Below are 18,667 nucleotides of genomic sequence, written 5' to 3'. Positions count from 1 at the left end.
TGAGAAAAATACGCCAACGGAACAGAAGAAGAAGAAGTTGTGGTTGCCACCATAAGTGACACCCCCCTTAAATACTAGACAATACGAACACCCTTTCTAGCCACCACACTACCCAACCAACCCAACACCACACCAGACCCCACAACACACCACCACAACTAGACCAAAACAACACACCCATTCGAACATACTCTTGCCAACACCACATATAGACGGCGGATTATCAAACACCCCACACCACACTGTGACAAACACCACAAAGTAAACCGGCGGCCAACACCAGTTAAGGTGTCGGCCGCCGGCTAAATAAGGCGACGGTGAGAACTAGTCCCTGAAGTAGCTCAGCAGACGCAGAATCTCGGTGTAGAGCCAGACCAGGGTCACGGCCAGGCCAAGGGCGATACCCCAGGCGTACTGGGCCGGAGCCCCCTGGCGGATAAGGCGGTCAGCCTGGTCAAAGTCCGTCATGAAGGACAGAGACGCCAGGACGATGCAAACCAAAGAGAAGATAATGGCAATCGCGCCACCGTCACGCAGCGGGTTGAAGTCGAAGAAGATAGCGCCCAGGAAATTAACCAATGCCAAGACGGCAACACCAGTAATGAGGCCGAACATAATCTTGTTGAACTTCGGGGTTACCTTCACTGCACCGGTCTTGTAGACCATGAGCATGCCGATGAAGACGCCGACCGTACCCATAATGGCCTGGCCGATGCCTACACCGATCTCGCCTAGGTCGGCGAGTGCCATGCCACCAGACTTATCAAGAGAACCACCGGCAACGATGTACGAAAAGCCGCCAACGAAAAGACCTTCAAATGCGGCGTAGATAAGAGTCACGGCGGCAGAACCGAACTTCTTGCCAAACGTCGAAACCAACACTGTGATAAACCCACCAATGGCACCAAGCAAAGTCAGGCCCATCGTCACAACGGGGCTGACCAGCGCGCCAATGCAAAAGTTAAGAACAGCCAGCGCGATGATGACAGCGAGGGTGATACCGGTCTTGGTCACCACGTCATCAACGGTCAACGGGCGGTCGGCGCTACGGGTGGCCTCGTTAAACGGGCTATCGCTCTGGCCAAACGGATTGCTCTGAGTCTGGTTCTGGTTTTGGCTGGATGAGAGGGAACTCATGACGGGGTTGCTAGAACGCACGTGAATCCCGATTCCTTTCACAGTATTTCTCAATAAAGACGGCCCCATAAGGGCCGCCGTGTTCATGTTCTCACTAGTTCCAACGCACTCGATTGCTAGGAAGTTCCCAAAAATCCCAAACTTTGCAAAATATTCTTAAAGAGAGGCGTCGCGAAGCACTGCGCTTGTCGACGCCTCCCCTACCGCACATCGGCCACATACCTGGTCGCCTGCACTGATAGCGACGTATAGCTCAGCACTATTAAATGGACACTTTTGGACACTTTTGCGCCAGATTGCCCACTCTCACCAGCGTTTCCGCTGGTCATGGTGCCCCCAGTGGTGCCCCCAGTGGTGCCCCCAGTGGGACTCGAACCCACACTGAATCGATTTTAAGTCGACTGCCTCTGCCGATTGGGCTATGGGGGCCTAACCGTGCCCATTTATTTTAGGGCACGGGTCCTCGCACACTAGATATTGGGTCAGGCTGTAGCGAGGCCAGCAATAATTCCGTCGAGAATATCCTTCTCACTGATAAAGAAGGAACGGGCGCTGCTGTTGCGCTCAATCATGGTCATGATGCCTTCCACAGCGACACATCCACCTCCGATGACATCAGCGCGGCCTGGGTGAATGACCGGATTGAGGGCGCGTACATCCGAAGCCAGACCTATCATTTGGCGAGTCAGTACGCGCAGGGCGTCGAAACGCAGCTCGGAACCGTGGATGGAGTCGGCATCATAGCGCTCCATGCCCTGCGCAAGAGCAGACAGCGTAGTGAACGTTCCGGCGCAGCCGACGAAGGTGACGGCCTTGTCGATGGGCACTATTTTCTCCACGTCAGCCATGCGCTCAGCAACATAGTCGGTGGCAATTTCGATTTCTGCTTCTGTAGGCGGATCGCTGCGCATCATGCGCTCGGTGAGACGCACACAGCCCATCTGGGCGGAGTGAGAGCCGAGGATTTCACCGTCGATAGTGCCGACGACAAACTCGGTAGAGCCGCCACCCAAATCAATGACGCAATAAGGCCCCTTCTCCGAGCTGAGGTCCGCCACAGCGCCGGTAAAGGACAACAGGGCTTCCTCCTCACCGGAGATAACTTCCGCGCGAGCGCCTGGCTGAATCTGACCGAGAAGCTCCGCCGTCATGTCAAAGAAATCGCGGTGGTTTTTGGCATCTCGCGTGGCTGAGGTAGCCACCATGCGCACGCGCTCAACCTTTTCGAACTTCATCTGCTTGACGTACTCCTCCAAGGCGGCGCGGGTACGCGCGAGGGCCTCTGGAGCGAACTCGCCGGTAGCGTCGACGCCTTGACCAAGGCGAACAATTTCCATCGTGCGGGAAATGTCCCGAATCTTTCCATCGTCTTGAATCTCACTGATGAGCAGACGGATGGAGTTGGTTCCGCAGTCGACAGCAGCGACGCGAGTCATAGGTCAAGCCTTTCTGTTAACCGGCGTTAGAAAAATCAAACTGGGCCATGTCAATGCCCAAGTCCCCCACGGTAGGCCACTCTTCTGGGATGGCGCTGCCACGAAGTTTACCGTGTTCGGCTGCCATTGCGACGGCTTCCGTGCCGAAGCGTACGCGGTCCGGGCCTTCGGCCAAGGCATACGCAATAAGCACGTGGAGGCACTTGACACGCTCTGGCATACCACCACCGGAGAACTGTGTGCCGAGATCCTCCATCTCGTTACGAGTGGCCAGGTAGTGTTCGTGTGCCGCACGGTAGTCCTTTTGTAGGACCTCATCTTCTGCGAGGCGCTGCTCCATCCACTTCATAACGTGTGCAACTTCAAGGCGCGAAGCTTCGGCGGTCAGGCGGGGGTCGGTAAGGTAGTAGAGAGTGGGGAACGGGGTGCCGTCGGGAAGCTTCGGCGCAGTCTTAATCACTGCAGGCGCTCCGTCGGGGGTGCGGTAGGCAATGTCTACGACGCCGCGCGGGGTGCGGCCCAGTTGTTCGCGGACAACGTCAAGATCAGCATCGGTCACGGTCATGGCAACCATTGTGACATGGCGACTGGGATGAGTCCTATTCAGCGGGGCGATCGGCTACTGCTGGGTCCGTCTCCGCCTCTTCAGATACGGAGTCCCACAGCACGGTGTACCACTCGCGCTCATCGATGTCCTCGCGGTGCTCTGAGGTCACGGTGTCACCAGAATCCATGCGGGGATCCATGATTCGGAAGGCGGTTTCGCCTTCGTCCATAACGCCGAAGCGGCGACGGGCCTCTTGTTTGATGTACTCATCTGAACGGTACTTATCGATTTCCGCGAGGAGCTTATCCTTGCGCTCCTGCTTGGCAGCGATTGAGCTTTCCAGGCGGGCGATTTCGGACTGGCCGTGATAATAGTTGCGCAATGGCACGGCGATGGTGAGCAAGACGACAAGCACCACCGCAATGATGACGCCTACCCCGAGAATATCGAGGCCCTGTGGCTTCTTCGGGCGCTTCGTGGTTTTGTGGGCGTCGCGGGCACGCGTGTGGACCGGAACGGTGTTCCGGCGCTTCGTACGGGTAGGGGTAGTGCGTGCCATCGGAGAGTAGTCTAGCTCCCAACCGTCAGGGTTCGGGACGGCACGCGTGGAAGTCACAAAAATAACAGGTGTCACGCCAAAGGCGCCACAGTTTCCTGTGACGCCTTTAAACGTGGCCCACAATCACGGGGCACAATGAAGCTTCGGGGAGATGATTAACCCTGGAAGCGCGGGAATGCAGAGCGGCCAGCGTAGACGGCGGCACTGCCCAGTTCCTGCTCGATGCGCAGAAGCTGGTTGTACTTAGCAACGCGCTCGGAACGAGCCGGAGCACCGGTCTTGATCTGGCCACAGTTCAGGGCAACTGCGAGGTCAGCAATGGTGGTGTCCTCGGTTTCGCCGGAGCGGTGGGACATCATGGTGCGGTAGCCATTGCGGTGAGCCAGCTCAACGGCATCAAAGGTCTCAGTGAGGGTACCGATCTGGTTAACCTTCACGAGCAGGGCGTTAGCAGCCTTCTTGTCGATGCCCTCCTGGAGACGTGCCGGGTTGGTGACGAAGAAGTCATCGCCAACGATCTGAACCTTGTCACCGATGGTCTCGGTGAGCTTGGTGTAGCCCTCCCAGTCATCCTCCTGCAGCGGGTCCTCAATGGAGACGATCGGGTAGTTGGCAATGAGGTCCTCGTAAACCTTGGCCATCTCCTCAGCGGTGTGCTCGCCGCCCTCGAAGTGGTACTTGCCATCCTTGTAGAACTCGGAGGAAGCCACGTCCAGTGCAAGGGCAACGTCCTTGCCCGGCTCAAAGCCAGCCTTCTTGATGGCTTCAATGATGAGGTCGAGTGCAGCCTTGGTGGACTCAGCCTCCGGAGCGAAACCGCCCTCGTCACCGAGGCCGGTGGACAGGCCCTTGGACTTGATAACAGACTTCAGTGCGTGGTACACCTCAGCACCCATGCGCAGGGCCTCGCTGAAGGTCTCTGCACCGATCGGGGCAATCATGAACTCCTGAACGTCAACGCCGGAGTCAGCGTGTGCACCACCGTTGACAATGTTCATCATCGGAACAGGCAGGACGTGAGCGTTCGGTCCACCAATGTAGCGGTAGAGCGGCAGGCCGGCAGACTCAGCGGCAGCCTTGGCTACGGCGATGGAAACGCCGAGGATGGCGTTAGCACCGAGGCGGGACTTGTTCTCCGTACCGTCAAGCTTGATGAGCGCTTCGTCGATGAGACGCTGATCATCAGCCTCGAAGCCAGCGATCTCGTCGGTGATTTCTTCGTTGACGTTTTCAACTGCCTTGAGCACACCCTTGCCCAAGTAGCGCTCGCCGCCGTCACGCAGCTCGTGTGCCTCGTGGACACCGGTGGAAGCGCCAGACGGAACGCCGGCGACGCCGCGCGCACCGTCATCGAGGAAAACCTCAGCCTCAACAGTCGGGTTACCGCGGGAATCAAGAATTTCGCGTGCCATTACGTGGATGATGTCAGCCATGCTGCTTTCACTCCTATAGAACCAAATTGAGTGTGGTTTTGTGCTTCGGGAGGGCTCCCAAATCACCTGCTGCCCATTGTTCCAGAAAAGTTCGGAACTTGTCGGGCATAACCGGACAACGTGACAAAGATCTAGGAGGTTGCCGGCTGCTCGATCGCGTAAGAATTGGCAGCACCCGCCACTTTACGCAAATAATCCTCGGATTGGTTGTAGTTGAGAATCGCCGAGCGCCACCCTTCCGGCGTAGACAGGTCCCGATCGCCAAAGCACAACAGGGCGGCGGCACCGAGTGCAGCGTCATCAATCTGATTGGGGTCCGCCACACCATCGCCGTTTGCATCGCGCCCCAAATGATCCCACGAGGAAGCAATGAACTGCATGGGACCTACTGCGCGATCAAACTCAGCGTCACCATCAATCGCTCCGCCATCACTGTCTGGCACCAGCGTTGTGTTATTCGACCCGTCTAGAGGAATACCCACGATGGGTGGGTCAGGGTAACCATCCTCATTCAAAGAAGATCGGTGGAACATTTTTCCGTTATACGTACCGTGGCGGGTTTCTACCCATCCAATGCCGGCAAGAGTATTCCAGCGCAGGTTGCAGTTGGGCCAGGCCGTCTTCGCAATTAGTTCAGCGTTGCCATAGGCGCGCAAGGCCTGTTCGGGAATGCTCGTGGAGTCCTTTAACTGATCCGACCACCACGTCAATTTATCGGAGGTACGCCCAGGGGCCTCGACATCAATCGCGGGCACCTCTGCCCCACCAACTGGCGGTAGGTCTTGGGGAACAGGCTCGAGCTGACGGAACGGCGAAGGTTTGCCCAAAAAGGACAAACTCCAGCCCACGAGGGAAATAATGAGGATAATGGCCAAGACAATACCGAGGCCGCAGCCCCCGATTCTCCTCAGCCCCTTGGTCATAGGCAGGGATACTACAGCCCACCTTTAGGGTCAGCCCGGACCGACACAGAATGGTAAAAATTATGTCATAGTGTTCCCATGCGTAACATTGTGCGCTACACTACGCCATTGAACGGCTCGCCGAGCCGGGAAAAGTGCTGTTCTCTACTCATAATTCAAGGAGATCCATGTCCATCCGCCGTATTGCCGCCACCGCTGCCACTGTTGTCACCCTCGGTGCTGCTGTTCCTGCCACCGCATCCGCTGCTTCCTTCGAGGAGCTCGGTGGTTTTCTGTCCCAGGGCATCCAGACCGCTGACTGCGACACCCTGCGCAACACCCTGAACCTCATCGATCAGACCACCGAGGGCGACCTGCTCACCGAAAACACCACCCGCAACCAGCTGTCCAAGAACCTCACTGCCCTCGGTGGTTCTGAGGACCTCGGCCCGCTGGCGCTCGTCGCTGTGAAGTACGCCGGCCAGACCGCTGACCGCGCCCTCGAGTGCAAGATCGTCAAGGAAGACACCATCGCCACCGGCGGTACCGGCCTGTCCTCCAAGATTGCGGACTACGCCCCGCTGCTGTCCTCCGTTCTGAAGCAGAGCTAAAAGCTCACCTAACGGTTCTCACGGGCTTTCCCCTCAGCCCACAAGCGCTCCTGCTCCTCTACCCCGACGACGTCCTCTGTGCCGTCAAAAAGGTAGGGCGCGCGGGAGCGCATTTTTGTCACAAAGGACCCTGCGACATCATCCAAAGTGAAAGCACCTCGTCGAGCGGCAATCTCTGCGTGAAAAAGAACTTGGAGAAAAACGTCTCCTAACTCTTTAAGAAGCTCAGCGTCAGACGCGCCATTCTTCACCGCGTCAGCAAACTCCGCAGACTCTTCGGCAAGGTAGGGCAACAACGTCGCGTGCGTTTGATCGCGTTCCCACTCACCGATACTGCGAGCCTTCGACATGACCTCCCGCGCCTGCCACAGGGGGTCGTCGAGAGAAGGGGCGAGGATGAGGTCATGGGAGGCGTCGAGAAGCGCCCGCACCTGAGGGTCGGACGCATTCGTGCTTACCAGCACACCTTGACCTTTAGGATCCTCACCGCACAGTAGCTCGTCGAAGTTCCAGCGCACTTTTACCGGCACTTCATCGGTAAAAACCGCAGGTCCGAACAGCTTTCCATAGGCTTCCATGGGGATCATCGTGGGCCAGCGCGGATCGAGCAACAGCACAGTCATAAGCACCGAGTATAGGGCTCTGCCCTAGCAAGCTATTGCAACAGTTACGCACAAGTCCGCCATAAGGGGTACTTTTGACCAATGACCTCTTCATCACTCACCGAATCGCCGCGCACGCACTCCGTGACGCTGTGGACGCTCGTTGCGCTCATCATCGGTTCCACGGTGGGCGCCGGCATCTTCTCTCTGCCGCAAAACATCGCCTCCGTGGCTGGCCCCGGCGCCATGCTGCTGGGTTGGCTCATCGCAGGCGTCGGCATGCTTTCTGTTGCTTTCGTTTTTCAGATTCTTGCCCACCGCAAGCCACACCTCGACTCTGGCGTGTACTCCTATGTCCGCGCCGGCTTGGGCGACTTCATTGGCTTTACGTCCGGCTGGGGCTACTGGCTAGGCTCCGTCATGGCGCAGGTGGGCTACGCCACCTTGTTCTTCAATACCATTGGCCACTACGTGCCCTTCTTTGATGCGGACCACCAGTGGGTCTCCGCCATTGCGGTGTCGCTGTTGTCGTGGGGCATCTTCGCCGTGCTGGCCCGCGGCATTAAACAAGCAGCCATCATGAACATGGTGACCTCCGTGGCCAAGATCGTGCCTATCCTGGCTTTCATCGTGCTCATCGCTTTCCTCGGCTTTAGCTGGGACAAGTTCACCCTGGATTTCTGGGGCGAGCGTTCCGATAAATCCCTTTTTGAGCAGGTCCAGGGCATCATGCTCTTTACCGTGTGGGTCTTCATCGGTGTGGAAGGCGCTTCGGTGTACTCCAAGCAGGCCCGTACCCGCACTGACGTTGGCCGCGCTACGGTGATTGGTTTTATCAGCGTTCTGGCGCTTTTGGTGTCCGTTTCCACCTTGAGTTTCGGCGTGCTTACTCAGGAAGAGCTGGCGGCACTGCCGGATAACTCCATGGCATCCGTCCTCACCGCCGCGGTAGGACCATGGGGCGGGGCGCTCATCTCCCTGGGCCTGTGCCTATCTGTGTTGGGTGCGTATGTGTCCTGGCAGATGCTGTGCGCGGAGCCGATTGTCCTCATGGCTGTCGATGGCCTTATCCCTCGCAAGATCGGCACCGTTAACGTCGCGGGCGCACCGTGGGTAGCGCAGCTCATTTCTACCCTAGCGATTCAGCTCTTCGTCATCGTGTTCTTCCTCAACGAGACCTCCTATAACGCCATGGTGCAGTTGGCCACCATCATGTACCTGCTGCCCTACATTTTCTCCTCGCTGTACTTGCTTCTCCTTACCGTGCGCGGCAAGGGGCTTACCCACCCGCATGCAGGTGTGAAGTTTGATCTTTCCGGCCCGGAGGTAGGACGCCGCGACAATCGACGCCACTTCTTCATCGGCCTCGTCGCCTTCATCTATTCCGTATGGCTCATTTACGCCGCGGATCCGGTCTACGTGCTCCTCGGCGCGCTTGCCGTGGTTCCGAGCATGATCCCGTACGTGGCTACTCGCCTGTATAAGAAGGAGCGCGTGTTCAATACCTTCGAGTGGTGTGTAGTGGCGATCGTGATTATTGGCGCCATTGCTGCTGTATGGGGATTGAGCACCGGCAAGCTCGTTCTCTAAAGCACCGGGGGCTGTTGGCGGTGAGATTTCACCGCATAAACAATGCAGCTCACTAGCCACAGCACGTGGCCGATAGCGCTGATTCCGAGAAATAGCATGCCGGTAATCGTGGCTGCGTCCTCGTTGCCGAACCACCATGCGGGGACACCGGCAGGGCCAGTATCGCCAAAGTCCGGAAGATTGGCGCCGCCGATGATAAATCCGATGAAGACCATAGCCAGCCCCGCCCATGCCCACACCAGGTTGCTGTCATAGTCCCTGAGAATAAACAGCGGGATAAAACCCAGGAGCATCCATACTCCTAGGGGCACCACCCCACCCAACATGAGCATGACGGCGTACCAGCCTGCATTCCCGCTCACAAACTTCAGCGCCAACACCGCAGGAATGCTCACCAGCGCCGCGACAATCCACACCACCAACAGAGCTATTCGTGAATTAGAGCGCGGCTTCACACTAGGGCTGTTGGTGGCATCCATTACTTTTCTCCTACGCTAATGACGTTCTTCTTCGTCTTAGCACCGCTGACGTCGATTCGCTCGAGCTCAAACATCGATGCTAGGAAATCTGCCATCCACTGGAGAAGTTCAACGTCACGCAGCTTGGGGTCTGTGACGTTGCGTCCGGCCTTGGGGAAGTTGAGCTGGATGGCCTTGGCGGCCGCACGGTAGTTGGAGCCTGGGAAGAGGCGCTTGAGGCGCACTTGCTTTGAATCCGCGAGCTCCACCGGGTGGACCTTGATGCGGGTTCCCTGCACCGTAATGTCGGCGACACCAGCCCGGCGCGCCAGGTGGCGCAAGCGAGCCACAGCCAGAAGGCGTTGCACCGGCTCCGGAACGGGACCGTAGCGGTCCTCCATCTCCTCCACGGTGTTCTGGAGGTCCGCATTGTCTTTGGAGGCCGCCAACTTGCGGTAGACCTCAAGGCGCAGGCGTTCGGAGTTGATGTAGGACTCTGGAATGTGGGCGTCGACAGGCAAGTCAATGCGGATTTCCTTCGGTCCTTCGTCCGTGACGATCGGGGCTTCTCCCCTAGCAAGCGCCTTAAAGGTCTCCACAGCCTCGCCCACGAGCCGGACGTAGAGGTCAAAGCCCACGCCAGCGATGTGGCCGGATTGCTCAGCTCCGAGCACGTTGCCGGCCCCTCGCATCTCCAGATCCTTCATGGCCACGGCCATACCTGCGCCCAGATCATTGTTCTGGGCAATGGTGGCTAGGCGGTCGTAGGAGGTTTCAGTGAGCGTAGCGCCCTTCGGGTAGAGGAAGTAGGCATAGCCTCGCTCGCGAGAGCGGCCCACGCGCCCACGCAGCTGGTGCAGCTGGGATAGGCCCATGTGATGGGCGTTTTCCACGATGAGGGTATTCGCATTGGCGATGTCCAGGCCTGTTTCCACGATGGTGGTACAGACCAGCACGTCGAACTCGCGGTCCCAGAAGCCCTGGACGGTCTGCTCGAGAACCTCTTCGTTCATCTGTCCGTGGGCCACCACGATGCGGGCTTCTGGCACGAGATCACGCAGCTCACGGGCCTTCTTCTCAATGTCCGCGACCTTGTTGTGAATGAAGAAGACCTGACCGTCACGCAGTAACTCGCGGCGAATTGCAGCAGCGACCTGCTTATCTTCGTAGGCACCCACATAGGTCAAGACTGGATGGCGGTCCTCTGGCGGAGTCAAGATGGTGGACATCTCGCGGATGCCCGCCATGGACATCTCCAAGGTGCGGGGAATCGGAGTTGCAGACATGGTGAGCACGTCCACACTCGCCTTGAGGGCCTTGATGTGTTCCTTGTGCTCCACGCCGAAGCGCTGCTCCTCATCCACCACGATGAGGCCCAGGTTCTTCCACTGCACGCCTGTCTGCAGCAGGCGGTGGGTACCGATGACGATGTCCACGGAACCATCCGCCAAGCCAGCCAGGATCTCCTTGGATTCCTTGGCCGAGGTAAAGCGCGAGAGCACCTCGATGTCTACGGGGAAGCCTTGCATGCGCTCGCGGAATGTATCGGCGTGCTGCTGGGCCAGCAGCGTGGTGGGCACGAGGACTGCGACCTGCTTGCCGTCTTGGACTGCCTTGAAGGCAGCGCGCACCGCCACCTCAGTCTTGCCATAGCCCACGTCACCGACAACGACGCGGTCCATCGGCACCGTAGATTCCATGTCTTCCTTGACGGCATCAATGGCCAGCATCTGGTCTTCGGTTTCGACGAAGGGGAAGTTATCCTCCATCTCCGCCTGCCACGGCGTATCGGGCCCAAATTGGTGACCGGGTGCGGCTTGGCGCTTGGCGTAGAGTTCTACCAGCTCGCCAGCGATTTCGCGGACGGCAGCGCGCGCCTTCTTCTTGGTGTTCTTCCAATCCGAGCCGCCCATCTTGGACAGCGTTGGCGCCTCACCACCGGTGTACTTGCTCAGCAGATCCAGCGAGTCCATGGGGACCCAGAGCTGGTCGGCGGGCTGACCGCGCTTGGACGCGGCGTATTCGAGGACGATGTACTCGCGGCGCGAGGTCTCGTCACCGGTCTGGATGGTGCGCTCGGCCATCTTGAGGAATTTGCCGATGCCATGTGTTTCATGCACCACGTAGTCGCCCTGCTTAAGTGCTAGCGGATCAACGCGGTTGCGGCGCTTTGCTGGGCGACGTTTAGCGCCCGCAATATCGCCCACGCGGTTACCCGTCAGGTCCGTTTCAGTCACCACAACAAGCGGAAGCGCTTCAGCGTCCTTAAGCTTGCGTACCTTGGGGAAAACCAGACCAGCATGGCTCAGCGCTTGATAGAGCGTGACTTCACCAGGGCTAGGCTCCCATCCAGGCGTAGCAACCTTGGTGGGAATCCCCTTCTCCGCGAAACGCTCCACCATGCGCTTGATAGCGCCCTGGGCAGGAGCGATGAAAGCTGCCCGCCCACCCGCGGTGGTGTGGGCCAACAGCTGCGCCATCATGGCGTCAATCTGCTCAATATCGCCACGCGGTGTGGGGCCAGGCTCGTAGTCGAGCGGCAGGGTCTCCGATTCCGCAGCGGCAAACATACCTGGGGGCGCAAAAGTCCACAGGGGAGCCTCAATCTGCGCGCACGTGGCCTCCAAAGACTCATAGGAGCGATAACTCGACGCCTCCGTGTCCAGCCCCTCTGCGGCCAACGGGCCGTCCGCGCCCATGGCGGCGGCTTCCCAGCCAGCAGCCAAGAACTCGGCGTCAGTGGATTCCAAGTCTGCGATACGGGTGCGGATCTTCTCCGGTGCCACGAGGAGCACGTGCGTTCCGGTGGGGAGGAGTTCGGGGAGGGTGACAAAGGGGGCATCGGCAAGCACGGCGAGCAGCGCCTCCATACCTTCGGCCGGGATGTGTTCACCGACCTTTGTAAGCAGCTCAGCCAGTGCCGCATTGCCGCCAAACTTCTGTGCTAGGTCACGAGCCCGTGCGGCCACCTCGTTGGTGATGGGAAGCTCGCGCGCAGGGTAGATGGCGACCTCCCCGACCTCAATCTCCTGAATAGCTCGCTGGTCCGCTACGGAGAATTGGCGAATATCCGTAATCTCATCGCCCCAAAACTCCACACGCACCGGGTAATCGGACGTCGTGGGAAAAATATCGAGGATGCCGCCGCGCGTCGCGTACTCTCCGCGCTTCGCCACCATATCGACGTGTTTATACGCGCGAAACTCCAATTCAGAGACGATATGAGAAAACTCGTGTTCCGCCTCTTCTTTGAGGAAAATCGGCGCACGGCCCTCCACCTTGCTGAGGATGGGCTGGCAGTATCCGCGCGCTGAGGTCACCACGACCTGGGCCTTGCCCGCACCAACTAGGTCGAGGACTTGGGCGCGCTTGCCGACGATATCCGGGGCCGGCGAGAGCCGCTCATGAGGCAGCGTTTCCCATGCGGGGAAATACGCCACCTTATCTCCCAACAACGCGGTGAGCTCCGCCCTGAGATCCTCGGCCTCGCGCCCCGACGCTGCCACAACGAGAACAGGCGCATGGTGCGCCAGGGTGCCAAGAGCCCAGGGACGGGCCTGGTCGATGCCCGTTATATGTAGTGACTGCGTACCTACCTGGGAGGCAAGGCCTTTCAGTTTGGGATCGGAGGCAGCTACCTTGAGTAGCCCTCCCAGCATCGGAGTTGCCACCTACTCATCTCCCTTCAACTTCGGTGCAGCTTCCATTCCGGCCAGGCCATTCCAGCACAAGTTCACGATGTGCGCGGCAACCGTCTCGCGGGAAGGCTCGCGCTCATCCAGCCACCATTGGGCCGTGGTAGCCACCATGCCCACCAACGCCTGGCCGTAGAGCACCGCAAGCTCAGGGTCGAGCCCACGGTGTTCAAAGGCCTCTCCCAAAATGTGGGCAATCTGGTTCACCGCAGTATTGAGCAGCGTGGAGAAACTACGCTCATCACCGGGTTTGGAATCACGCACCAGGATGAGGAAGCCATCAGTCTCCTCTTCCACATAGGTCAACAGCGCCACCACGCCGCGCTCGATGCGCTCGCGCCAAGAGCCCTCCTGCAAGGACTCAGTGACCACCTTTTCCAAGGCCACCAGTTCACGGTCAATGACCACTGCGTAGAGGCCTTCCTTGCCACCGAAGTGCTCGTACACCACCGGCTTGGACACACCTGCGCGCGCGGCGATCTCCTCTACGCTGGCGCCATCGAAGCCGAGCTCCGCGAAGGCCGCCCGGCCAATGGAAATCAACTGTTCACGGCGCTCACGGCCGGTCATCCTTTGTCGAACCATGCTCCTACTCTATCTCCCCCACCGGACATGACCCGCACTCCCGGCTAAAGCTGGCATGTGTTTAGGACTCTCGGACCCCCGTCAGGTAACATGTCCTCCAGCGCTCATAACGTGTGCGCTGTTTCCCCATGGTGTAATCGGCAACACTACGGTTTTTGGTACCGTCATTCTAGGTTCGAGTCCTGGTGGGGAAGCTTTTTGTGTTTTTTACTTCCACGGCGAAAGCCCTTCAGCTCCGCCTTCTTCGCAATCGACGCCACCTGTGCGGCGGTGTAGTTGAGAGGAGCTATCCCGGCTCGCGGAAGTACCCATCCACGCCAGTAGGCCAGGATGGCCAAGCCGCATCCAACAATGGGCGAAATAATCATGCCGAGGGCGAACTTGTCGAAGTGCGCGAAGGACGCCATCACGATTCCGGTAAGCACTGCCGGCACCGCATAGAGCGGGCTTCCGCCAAAGACTGAAGGAATCATTCCGGAGGCCACATCGCGCACCATGCCACCGCCTACTGCGGTCAGGACACCTAAGAAAACGCAGGCGATAAACGGCATTCCATATGCCAGTGCCTTCACACAGCCAGTGGTGCACCACACGCCCAAAATGACAGCATCCGCGTGCTCAAGAAAGATCTCCCATGCCTTGCCCTTCAAGTCAATCAAGAACGCACTGAGAGCGCCTACGCACGCGAGCGTGAGATACAGCGGGTCGGAGATCGCTGCTGCTGGGCCACTAGAAATCAGCATGTCACGGATCATGCCGCCCGCCAGCGCCGAAAAGAGCGCGAGGAAAACAAAGCCAATGATGTCGAATTCCCTGCGGCGCGCAATCGTGCCGCCAATGATGCCGTTGAGTACCACTCCGATGAGGTCAAAGACTTGGTACAGGGATTGAATGAGCGGGTCGATGTCCTGAATCACATTTACTGACCCTAGCGCACGGATAAGGCTCCGAGGCCTCTATTGGGAGTCGCAAATCTGAGGAAAGCAACGACCCCAAGCGCTAAGCTTGGGGCCGCGGGGGATAATGCGCCAACCTACGTTGACGCTCTCACTAGGGAGGGTAGCACACAGGGATAGAACCCTTGGACGCCCTGGAAATGCAATCGCGCAAGAGGTCGGCTTCAACCGCTAATGCACTGCTTTGCGACGACCAGTAGATCTGCACTTTTGTAGAAGCCGGGCCCAACCATTTCTGTGATACACACTGATGCTCTGATAGTGGAAACACAGTGCTGTGGGTTTACACTGTTACGAATTCGTTCACTCTTCTCTCTTAAGGTCAATCATGCTCCCTAACGATGCGCAGCAACAGCCTCAACAAACACCAGGTTCGAACCCGTTCTCTAACGCAGCACAGCCAGTTGATTCTAAGACGTCAGCCCGGCCCAAGCCCCCAAAAGCTGCGTGGTGGATGGTTGCCGTTGCCGCTCTAGTCGGCGGAGCGGTGGGTGCAGGTGCCACCTTCGCTTTCATCGGCTCTGAACCGGAGCAAGTTTCCGCAACTCCTTCAGAACCAGAATCCTCACAGTCAGGCGAGGTGAGCAACGCCGACAGCCCAAACACACAAGATGGCAGCACCGAAGGTCAATCCCTCGACGATCTCCCCAAGCTTGGCGAACCGGCCGTGAGCGGAAACGAGAAGGTCATCATCGATTCCGTAACCCTCGCTCCCTCAGTGGAACTTAGACGCGAAGACTTCGTTCCCGGCGCACCGGATACACTCATTGAAGGCCCTAGGAACGAAGGCGCGCAATTCGTCATCGTTTCCGGAACAGTCTCCAATGAAGGGAAAACTCCGTTTACCGCAGACTTCAGCTTATTCGCCTGGATTGCTGACCAAGAAGGACGGATGTACACCCCTCTCGATGACCACTGGCGGGTTCAAGCCAATCGGGATGTGCAGGGTAACTCCATCGGCCCAGGGTTCTCCACGCCATACACCTGGGTATTTGAGGTTCCTGGCGATTTCACCCCCGTAGCTTTCGCATACGATGACTGCAGTGACCACACAATTGGAAACAGGATTGTTTCCATCGACGTGCGCAACTAGCACACATGGCGACGAAACCGGCCTCAGCTAACAAGCACATCCTCAAGCTGCTGAAACCCTGATTTGCCTCGTGCCTAGGCCGTCGCTTCCGGCGACGCATACGGACTACGCGAAGAGTCCACGACTTGGCTGGCGTGCCCAGCATGGCCGGAAGCGTCCTTGTCAAAGACGAGGGCGCCCGGTTTGACGCGCACGTCGGGTTTCTCGCCCTTGTCCACGATGACGTACTGCCCCATCATGCCTTGGTCCTCATGCAGGAGCATGTGGCAGTGGTACATGTACGGGATGGTCTTGTCTGGGAAGTGGCCAAACTCCACTAGCAGGCGCGCGGTGGCCTTTGGCGGGAGATTGACAATGTCCTTCCAGCCGGAGTTGAAGACGTTCATCTTCTCATCGCCGTCCCAGTCCACGACCTTGAAGCGGGCGTTGTGGATGTGGAAGTTGTGCGGCCAGTCGGAGTTCTCGTTGGTGACGGTCCACAGCTCCAGAGCATCCTCGTCGATGACGGTATCGACGCGAGCCATGTCCATCTGTTCACCATTGATCATGAAGGTGTTGAGGATGAACTCGCGCTCAGTAAGGCCAACAGTGGACGGGGTCTCCCCCGCAGCGCGATCGAGCGTGGCTGGCAGCGCCGCGGGTTCCGGAGCGGACTCTTCGGGGCCAACAATGGTGAGTAAATCAAAGGAATCCCGGAAGCCGAAGTCAGCGGCGTTGTCGTCAGTAGGCACACCGAAGTTGTCCTTGCGGGGAACCGAGCGCAGCTGGATATCCTTGCCGGGCTCCAGGTCCACGATGACCTCGGCACGCTCGCCGGGACCGAGGAGGAGGGAGTCGACTTCCACGGGGGCGTCGAGAAGCCCGGCGTCCGTCGCAATCACGTGGAAGGGCTTCTCCCCTACCTCAAGTGTGTAAAAGCGCATGGAGGCACCGTTGAGCAGGCGCAGACGTACCCGGCGCGTCGTGGCCTCAAAGCGGGCATTGGTGATGCCGTTGACCACCGGCGTGGTGCCTAAAAGGCCCAGGGTGTTGTCGCTTTTCTCATCGAACTGATCATCCTCTGTGAACTTAGCGTCCATGATGACCACGGGGATATCGTCCACGCCATACTCGTGCGGCAAGTCGAGGCTGTCAGAAACGTCATCGTCGATGATGAACATCCCTGCCAAGCCGCGGTAGGCATGCGTCGCCGTGGCCAGGTGCGGGTGCGGGTGATACCACACCGTGGCGGCAGGCTGAATGATGCCCCACTCCGGCTTCCACGTTTCACCGACCTGAATCGGCGAATGTGGGCCACCATCGGAGTAGGCCGGAAGCTGCATGCCGTGCCAGTGCACCGTGGTCATTTCAATGAGGTCATTGGTGATTTCGGCACGGATTTTATCCCCACGGCGGGCACGCAGCGTCGGCCCCAGGAAGGGCCCGTTGAAGCCCCATGTCCGTGTGCGGTCTTTGCCGGGGAGGACCTCCGAGTGGCCGTCCTGGGCCGTGAGCTTAAAGACTCGGGTGTCACCGTCCATCGTGCCCTCTTCCACCGGTGGGATGGGAAGGGCGCGGGGCTCACCGTCGTAGCCGAGGGGCTCAGGCTGGTCAGAGGATGTCGAGCAGGCACTGAGCCCAGCCACGGAGGCCCCGGCAACAGTGAGTACGGTGCCCTGAACGAAAACTCTGCGAGACACAGAGCGAGACGCGGTGACAGACATGCATCCCAGGATAGGTGGTCAGGCACACCTTAGCCCTTGCATTGGCCTAGCCGGGCTTAAGATCACAGTCATGTCTCTCCCCGCGAAAGAATCCGCCAATGCCCGGAAGTTTGTGTGGTCTAACGGCCTCCAGGGCGTGGGCGACCAGCTCCTGTCTGGCAAGACGGTCCTGCCCTGGCTCTTTAGCGCTGCTGGTGTACCGGGATTTTTCACCGGCCTCCTCGTGCCGTTGCGGGAATCCGGTTCGATGCTTCCGCAGGCAGCGCTTACTCCGTGGGTCACCTCGCATCCGGCGCGCAAGCGCCTGTGGCTGCTGGGCTCTGTGGGTCAGGGCGGGTGTGCGGCGATCATTGCGGCGGCCGCGGTGCTTCTCGACGGCCCCCTCCTCGGCCTCGTCGTCTGCCTCGCCCTGGCTGTGCTCGCGCTTCTGCGCGCACTGTGTTCCCTCACCGGCAAAGACGTGCAAGGCCGCACCATTTCGAAGGGCAGCCGCGGTCTGGTCACCGGCCGCGCAACACAGTTAGGTGGTGCGGTCACGCTCGTTACAGGTGGCATCCTGGCCTTCCTTGGTGAGCTACCTCGCTGGGGACTTGCGGTTCTCTTGGCTATCGGTGCGGCCACGTGGTTCCTCGCTGCAGTGGTGTTTCGCACCATTGATGAACCCGTGCCAGACAACACCGGCCAGCAGGGCATGAACACCAGCTGGTGGAAAGACACATGGCAGCTTTATACCCAGGACGCCCGCTTCCGCAGCTTCGTCAACGTCCGTGCGCTGCTCTTGGTTTCAGCGCTATCGACGTCCTTTATTGTTGTGCTCTCCCAAAGTATCGGTTCCCAAGCGCTAAGCGGACTCGGCGGCTTCGTCCTCGCCTCCGGTTTAGCCAGCCTGGTGGGTGGGCGCGTATCGGGTGTCCTCTCAGATAAGTCTTCCCGCCTGGTCATGTCCTGGGCCGCGGGATGTGCTGCGGTCATCTTGCTGGCGATTGTGGCCTGCGCAGCGTGGGCGCCGGCGTCGATAAGCGCTTGGGCTCTGCCCATAGGGTTCTTCCTGGTGAACCTGGCACACGCCGGTATTCGTGTGGCCCGCAAGACGTATGTCGTGGACATGGCTGGCGAGGACAAGCGCACCCGCTACGTCGGTGCTGCGAACACGATGATGGGCGTCATCCTCCTCATCGTCGGTGGTATTTCAGCCGTCATTGCGCTGGCGGGACCGTCCGCGGCTATCCTCTTCCTCGCTATCGTTGGTCTGCTCGGTGCGTGGCGAGCTCGCGCTCTACCGGAGGTTTCTCACGGAAAGTAGCGCGGGCGCGTTATGATGAATCGCAGTAAGTCCTGACACCCCAAACACAGGAGACGC

The 18,667-nt window shown here is 59.0% G+C and carries 16 protein-coding genes and 1 tRNA gene; 4 read left to right on the top strand and 13 right to left on the bottom strand.

The annotated features are described in order from the left end of the window. Positions 1-324: 324 nt before the first annotated feature. The 7 genes from HMPREF2875_RS07420 to HMPREF2875_RS07390 all read right to left on the bottom strand — a co-directional run bounded on the left by HMPREF2875_RS07420 (position 325) and on the right by HMPREF2875_RS07390 (position 6,035). On the bottom strand, positions 325-1,158 hold the full coding sequence (locus HMPREF2875_RS07420) for a Bax inhibitor-1/YccA family protein (RefSeq protein WP_070671690.1): 834 nt from the start codon (positions 1,156-1,158) through the stop codon (positions 325-327). A gap of 331 nt (positions 1,159-1,489) precedes the next feature. Beyond that, a tRNA-Leu gene (locus HMPREF2875_RS07415) sits at positions 1,490-1,566 on the bottom strand. A gap of 53 nt (positions 1,567-1,619) precedes the next feature. After that, complete coding sequence (locus HMPREF2875_RS07410) at positions 1,620-2,573, bottom strand: Ppx/GppA phosphatase family protein (RefSeq protein WP_070671688.1); 954 nt, start codon at positions 2,571-2,573, stop codon at positions 1,620-1,622. 16 nt (positions 2,574-2,589) lie between these two features. Continuing rightward, on the bottom strand, positions 2,590-3,138 hold the full coding sequence (locus HMPREF2875_RS07405) for a DUF501 domain-containing protein (RefSeq protein ID WP_070671708.1): 549 nt from the start codon (positions 3,136-3,138) through the stop codon (positions 2,590-2,592). A gap of 34 nt (positions 3,139-3,172) precedes the next feature. Further along, a complete protein-coding gene (locus HMPREF2875_RS07400) occupies positions 3,173-3,679 on the bottom strand; it encodes a septum formation initiator family protein (RefSeq protein WP_070671706.1) in 507 nt (168 codons plus the stop codon). A 155-nt stretch (positions 3,680-3,834) separates the two neighbouring features. After that, complete coding sequence (gene eno / locus HMPREF2875_RS07395; RefSeq protein ID WP_070671685.1) at positions 3,835-5,112, bottom strand: phosphopyruvate hydratase; 1,278 nt, start codon at positions 5,110-5,112, stop codon at positions 3,835-3,837. A gap of 131 nt (positions 5,113-5,243) precedes the next feature. After that, a complete protein-coding gene (locus HMPREF2875_RS07390; RefSeq protein ID WP_070671683.1) occupies positions 5,244-6,035 on the bottom strand; it encodes a lysozyme family protein in 792 nt (263 codons plus the stop codon). Positions 6,036-6,202: 167 nt separating this feature from the next. Here HMPREF2875_RS07390 and HMPREF2875_RS07385 point away from each other — a divergent pair, with 167 nt between their 5' ends. Beyond that, positions 6,203-6,625: a hypothetical protein gene (locus HMPREF2875_RS07385; protein WP_070671682.1), complete on the top strand. Its 423-nt coding sequence runs from the start codon at positions 6,203-6,205 to the stop codon at positions 6,623-6,625. Positions 6,626-6,633: 8 nt separating this feature from the next. On the opposite strand, the gene HMPREF2875_RS07380 is transcribed toward HMPREF2875_RS07385, so the two are convergent. Beyond that, on the bottom strand, positions 6,634-7,248 hold the full coding sequence (locus HMPREF2875_RS07380) for a MazG nucleotide pyrophosphohydrolase domain-containing protein (protein ID WP_070671680.1): 615 nt from the start codon (positions 7,246-7,248) through the stop codon (positions 6,634-6,636). Positions 7,249-7,329: 81 nt separating this feature from the next. Between HMPREF2875_RS07380 and HMPREF2875_RS07375 the strand changes: the two genes are divergently transcribed. After that, the gene (locus HMPREF2875_RS07375) at positions 7,330-8,817 is read left to right on the top strand and encodes an amino acid permease (RefSeq protein WP_070671678.1); all 1,488 of its coding nucleotides are present in this window, start codon (positions 7,330-7,332) and stop codon (positions 8,815-8,817) included. Here the strand turns inward: HMPREF2875_RS07375 and HMPREF2875_RS07370 are convergent. The 4 genes from HMPREF2875_RS07370 to HMPREF2875_RS07355 form a co-directional block, all read right to left on the bottom strand. After that, positions 8,814-9,296 carry a hypothetical protein gene (locus tag HMPREF2875_RS07370; RefSeq protein WP_070671677.1) on the bottom strand — a complete coding sequence of 161 codons (483 nt, stop codon included), beginning with the start codon at positions 9,294-9,296 and terminating at the stop codon, positions 8,814-8,816. The two genes, HMPREF2875_RS07375 and HMPREF2875_RS07370, sit on opposite strands and share 4 nt — an antisense overlap. Next, entirely contained in the window at positions 9,296-12,934 is a 3,639-nt protein-coding gene (gene mfd, locus HMPREF2875_RS07365; protein ID WP_070671704.1) for a transcription-repair coupling factor, read from the bottom strand. Before mfd ends, HMPREF2875_RS07370 begins: the two co-directional genes overlap by 1 nt. Before the next feature lie 12 nt (positions 12,935-12,946). Continuing rightward, positions 12,947-13,555, bottom strand: coding sequence for a TetR/AcrR family transcriptional regulator (locus HMPREF2875_RS07360; RefSeq protein WP_070671674.1), 609 nt, complete (start codon positions 13,553-13,555; stop codon positions 12,947-12,949). A 164-nt stretch (positions 13,556-13,719) separates the two neighbouring features. Continuing rightward, the gene (locus HMPREF2875_RS07355) at positions 13,720-14,469 is read right to left on the bottom strand and encodes a trimeric intracellular cation channel family protein (protein WP_246817068.1); all 750 of its coding nucleotides are present in this window, start codon (positions 14,467-14,469) and stop codon (positions 13,720-13,722) included. 370 nt (positions 14,470-14,839) lie between these two features. Here HMPREF2875_RS07355 and HMPREF2875_RS07350 point away from each other — a divergent pair, with 370 nt between their 5' ends. Continuing rightward, positions 14,840-15,604, top strand: a complete 765-nt coding sequence (locus tag HMPREF2875_RS07350; RefSeq protein WP_083311880.1) for a DUF4352 domain-containing protein — start codon at positions 14,840-14,842, stop codon at positions 15,602-15,604. A 74-nt stretch (positions 15,605-15,678) separates the two neighbouring features. Here HMPREF2875_RS07350 and HMPREF2875_RS07345 read toward each other — a convergent pair whose 3' ends face one another. Next, positions 15,679-17,307 (bottom strand): multicopper oxidase family protein, encoded by a 1,629-nt coding sequence (locus tag HMPREF2875_RS07345; RefSeq protein WP_070671669.1) that lies wholly within the window; start codon positions 17,305-17,307, stop codon positions 15,679-15,681. Between the two features lie 70 nt (positions 17,308-17,377). Between HMPREF2875_RS07345 and HMPREF2875_RS07340 the strand changes: the two genes are divergently transcribed. Continuing rightward, positions 17,378-18,610, top strand: coding sequence for an MFS transporter (locus HMPREF2875_RS07340; protein ID WP_070671667.1), 1,233 nt, complete (start codon positions 17,378-17,380; stop codon positions 18,608-18,610). The last annotated feature ends 57 nt before the right edge of the window (positions 18,611-18,667 follow it).

It is taken from the genome of Corynebacterium sp. HMSC078H07, assembly GCF_001812805.1.
GTDB lineage: Bacteria > Actinomycetota > Actinomycetes > Mycobacteriales > Mycobacteriaceae > Corynebacterium.
This window is presented reverse-complemented; position numbering and strand designations above follow the sequence as displayed.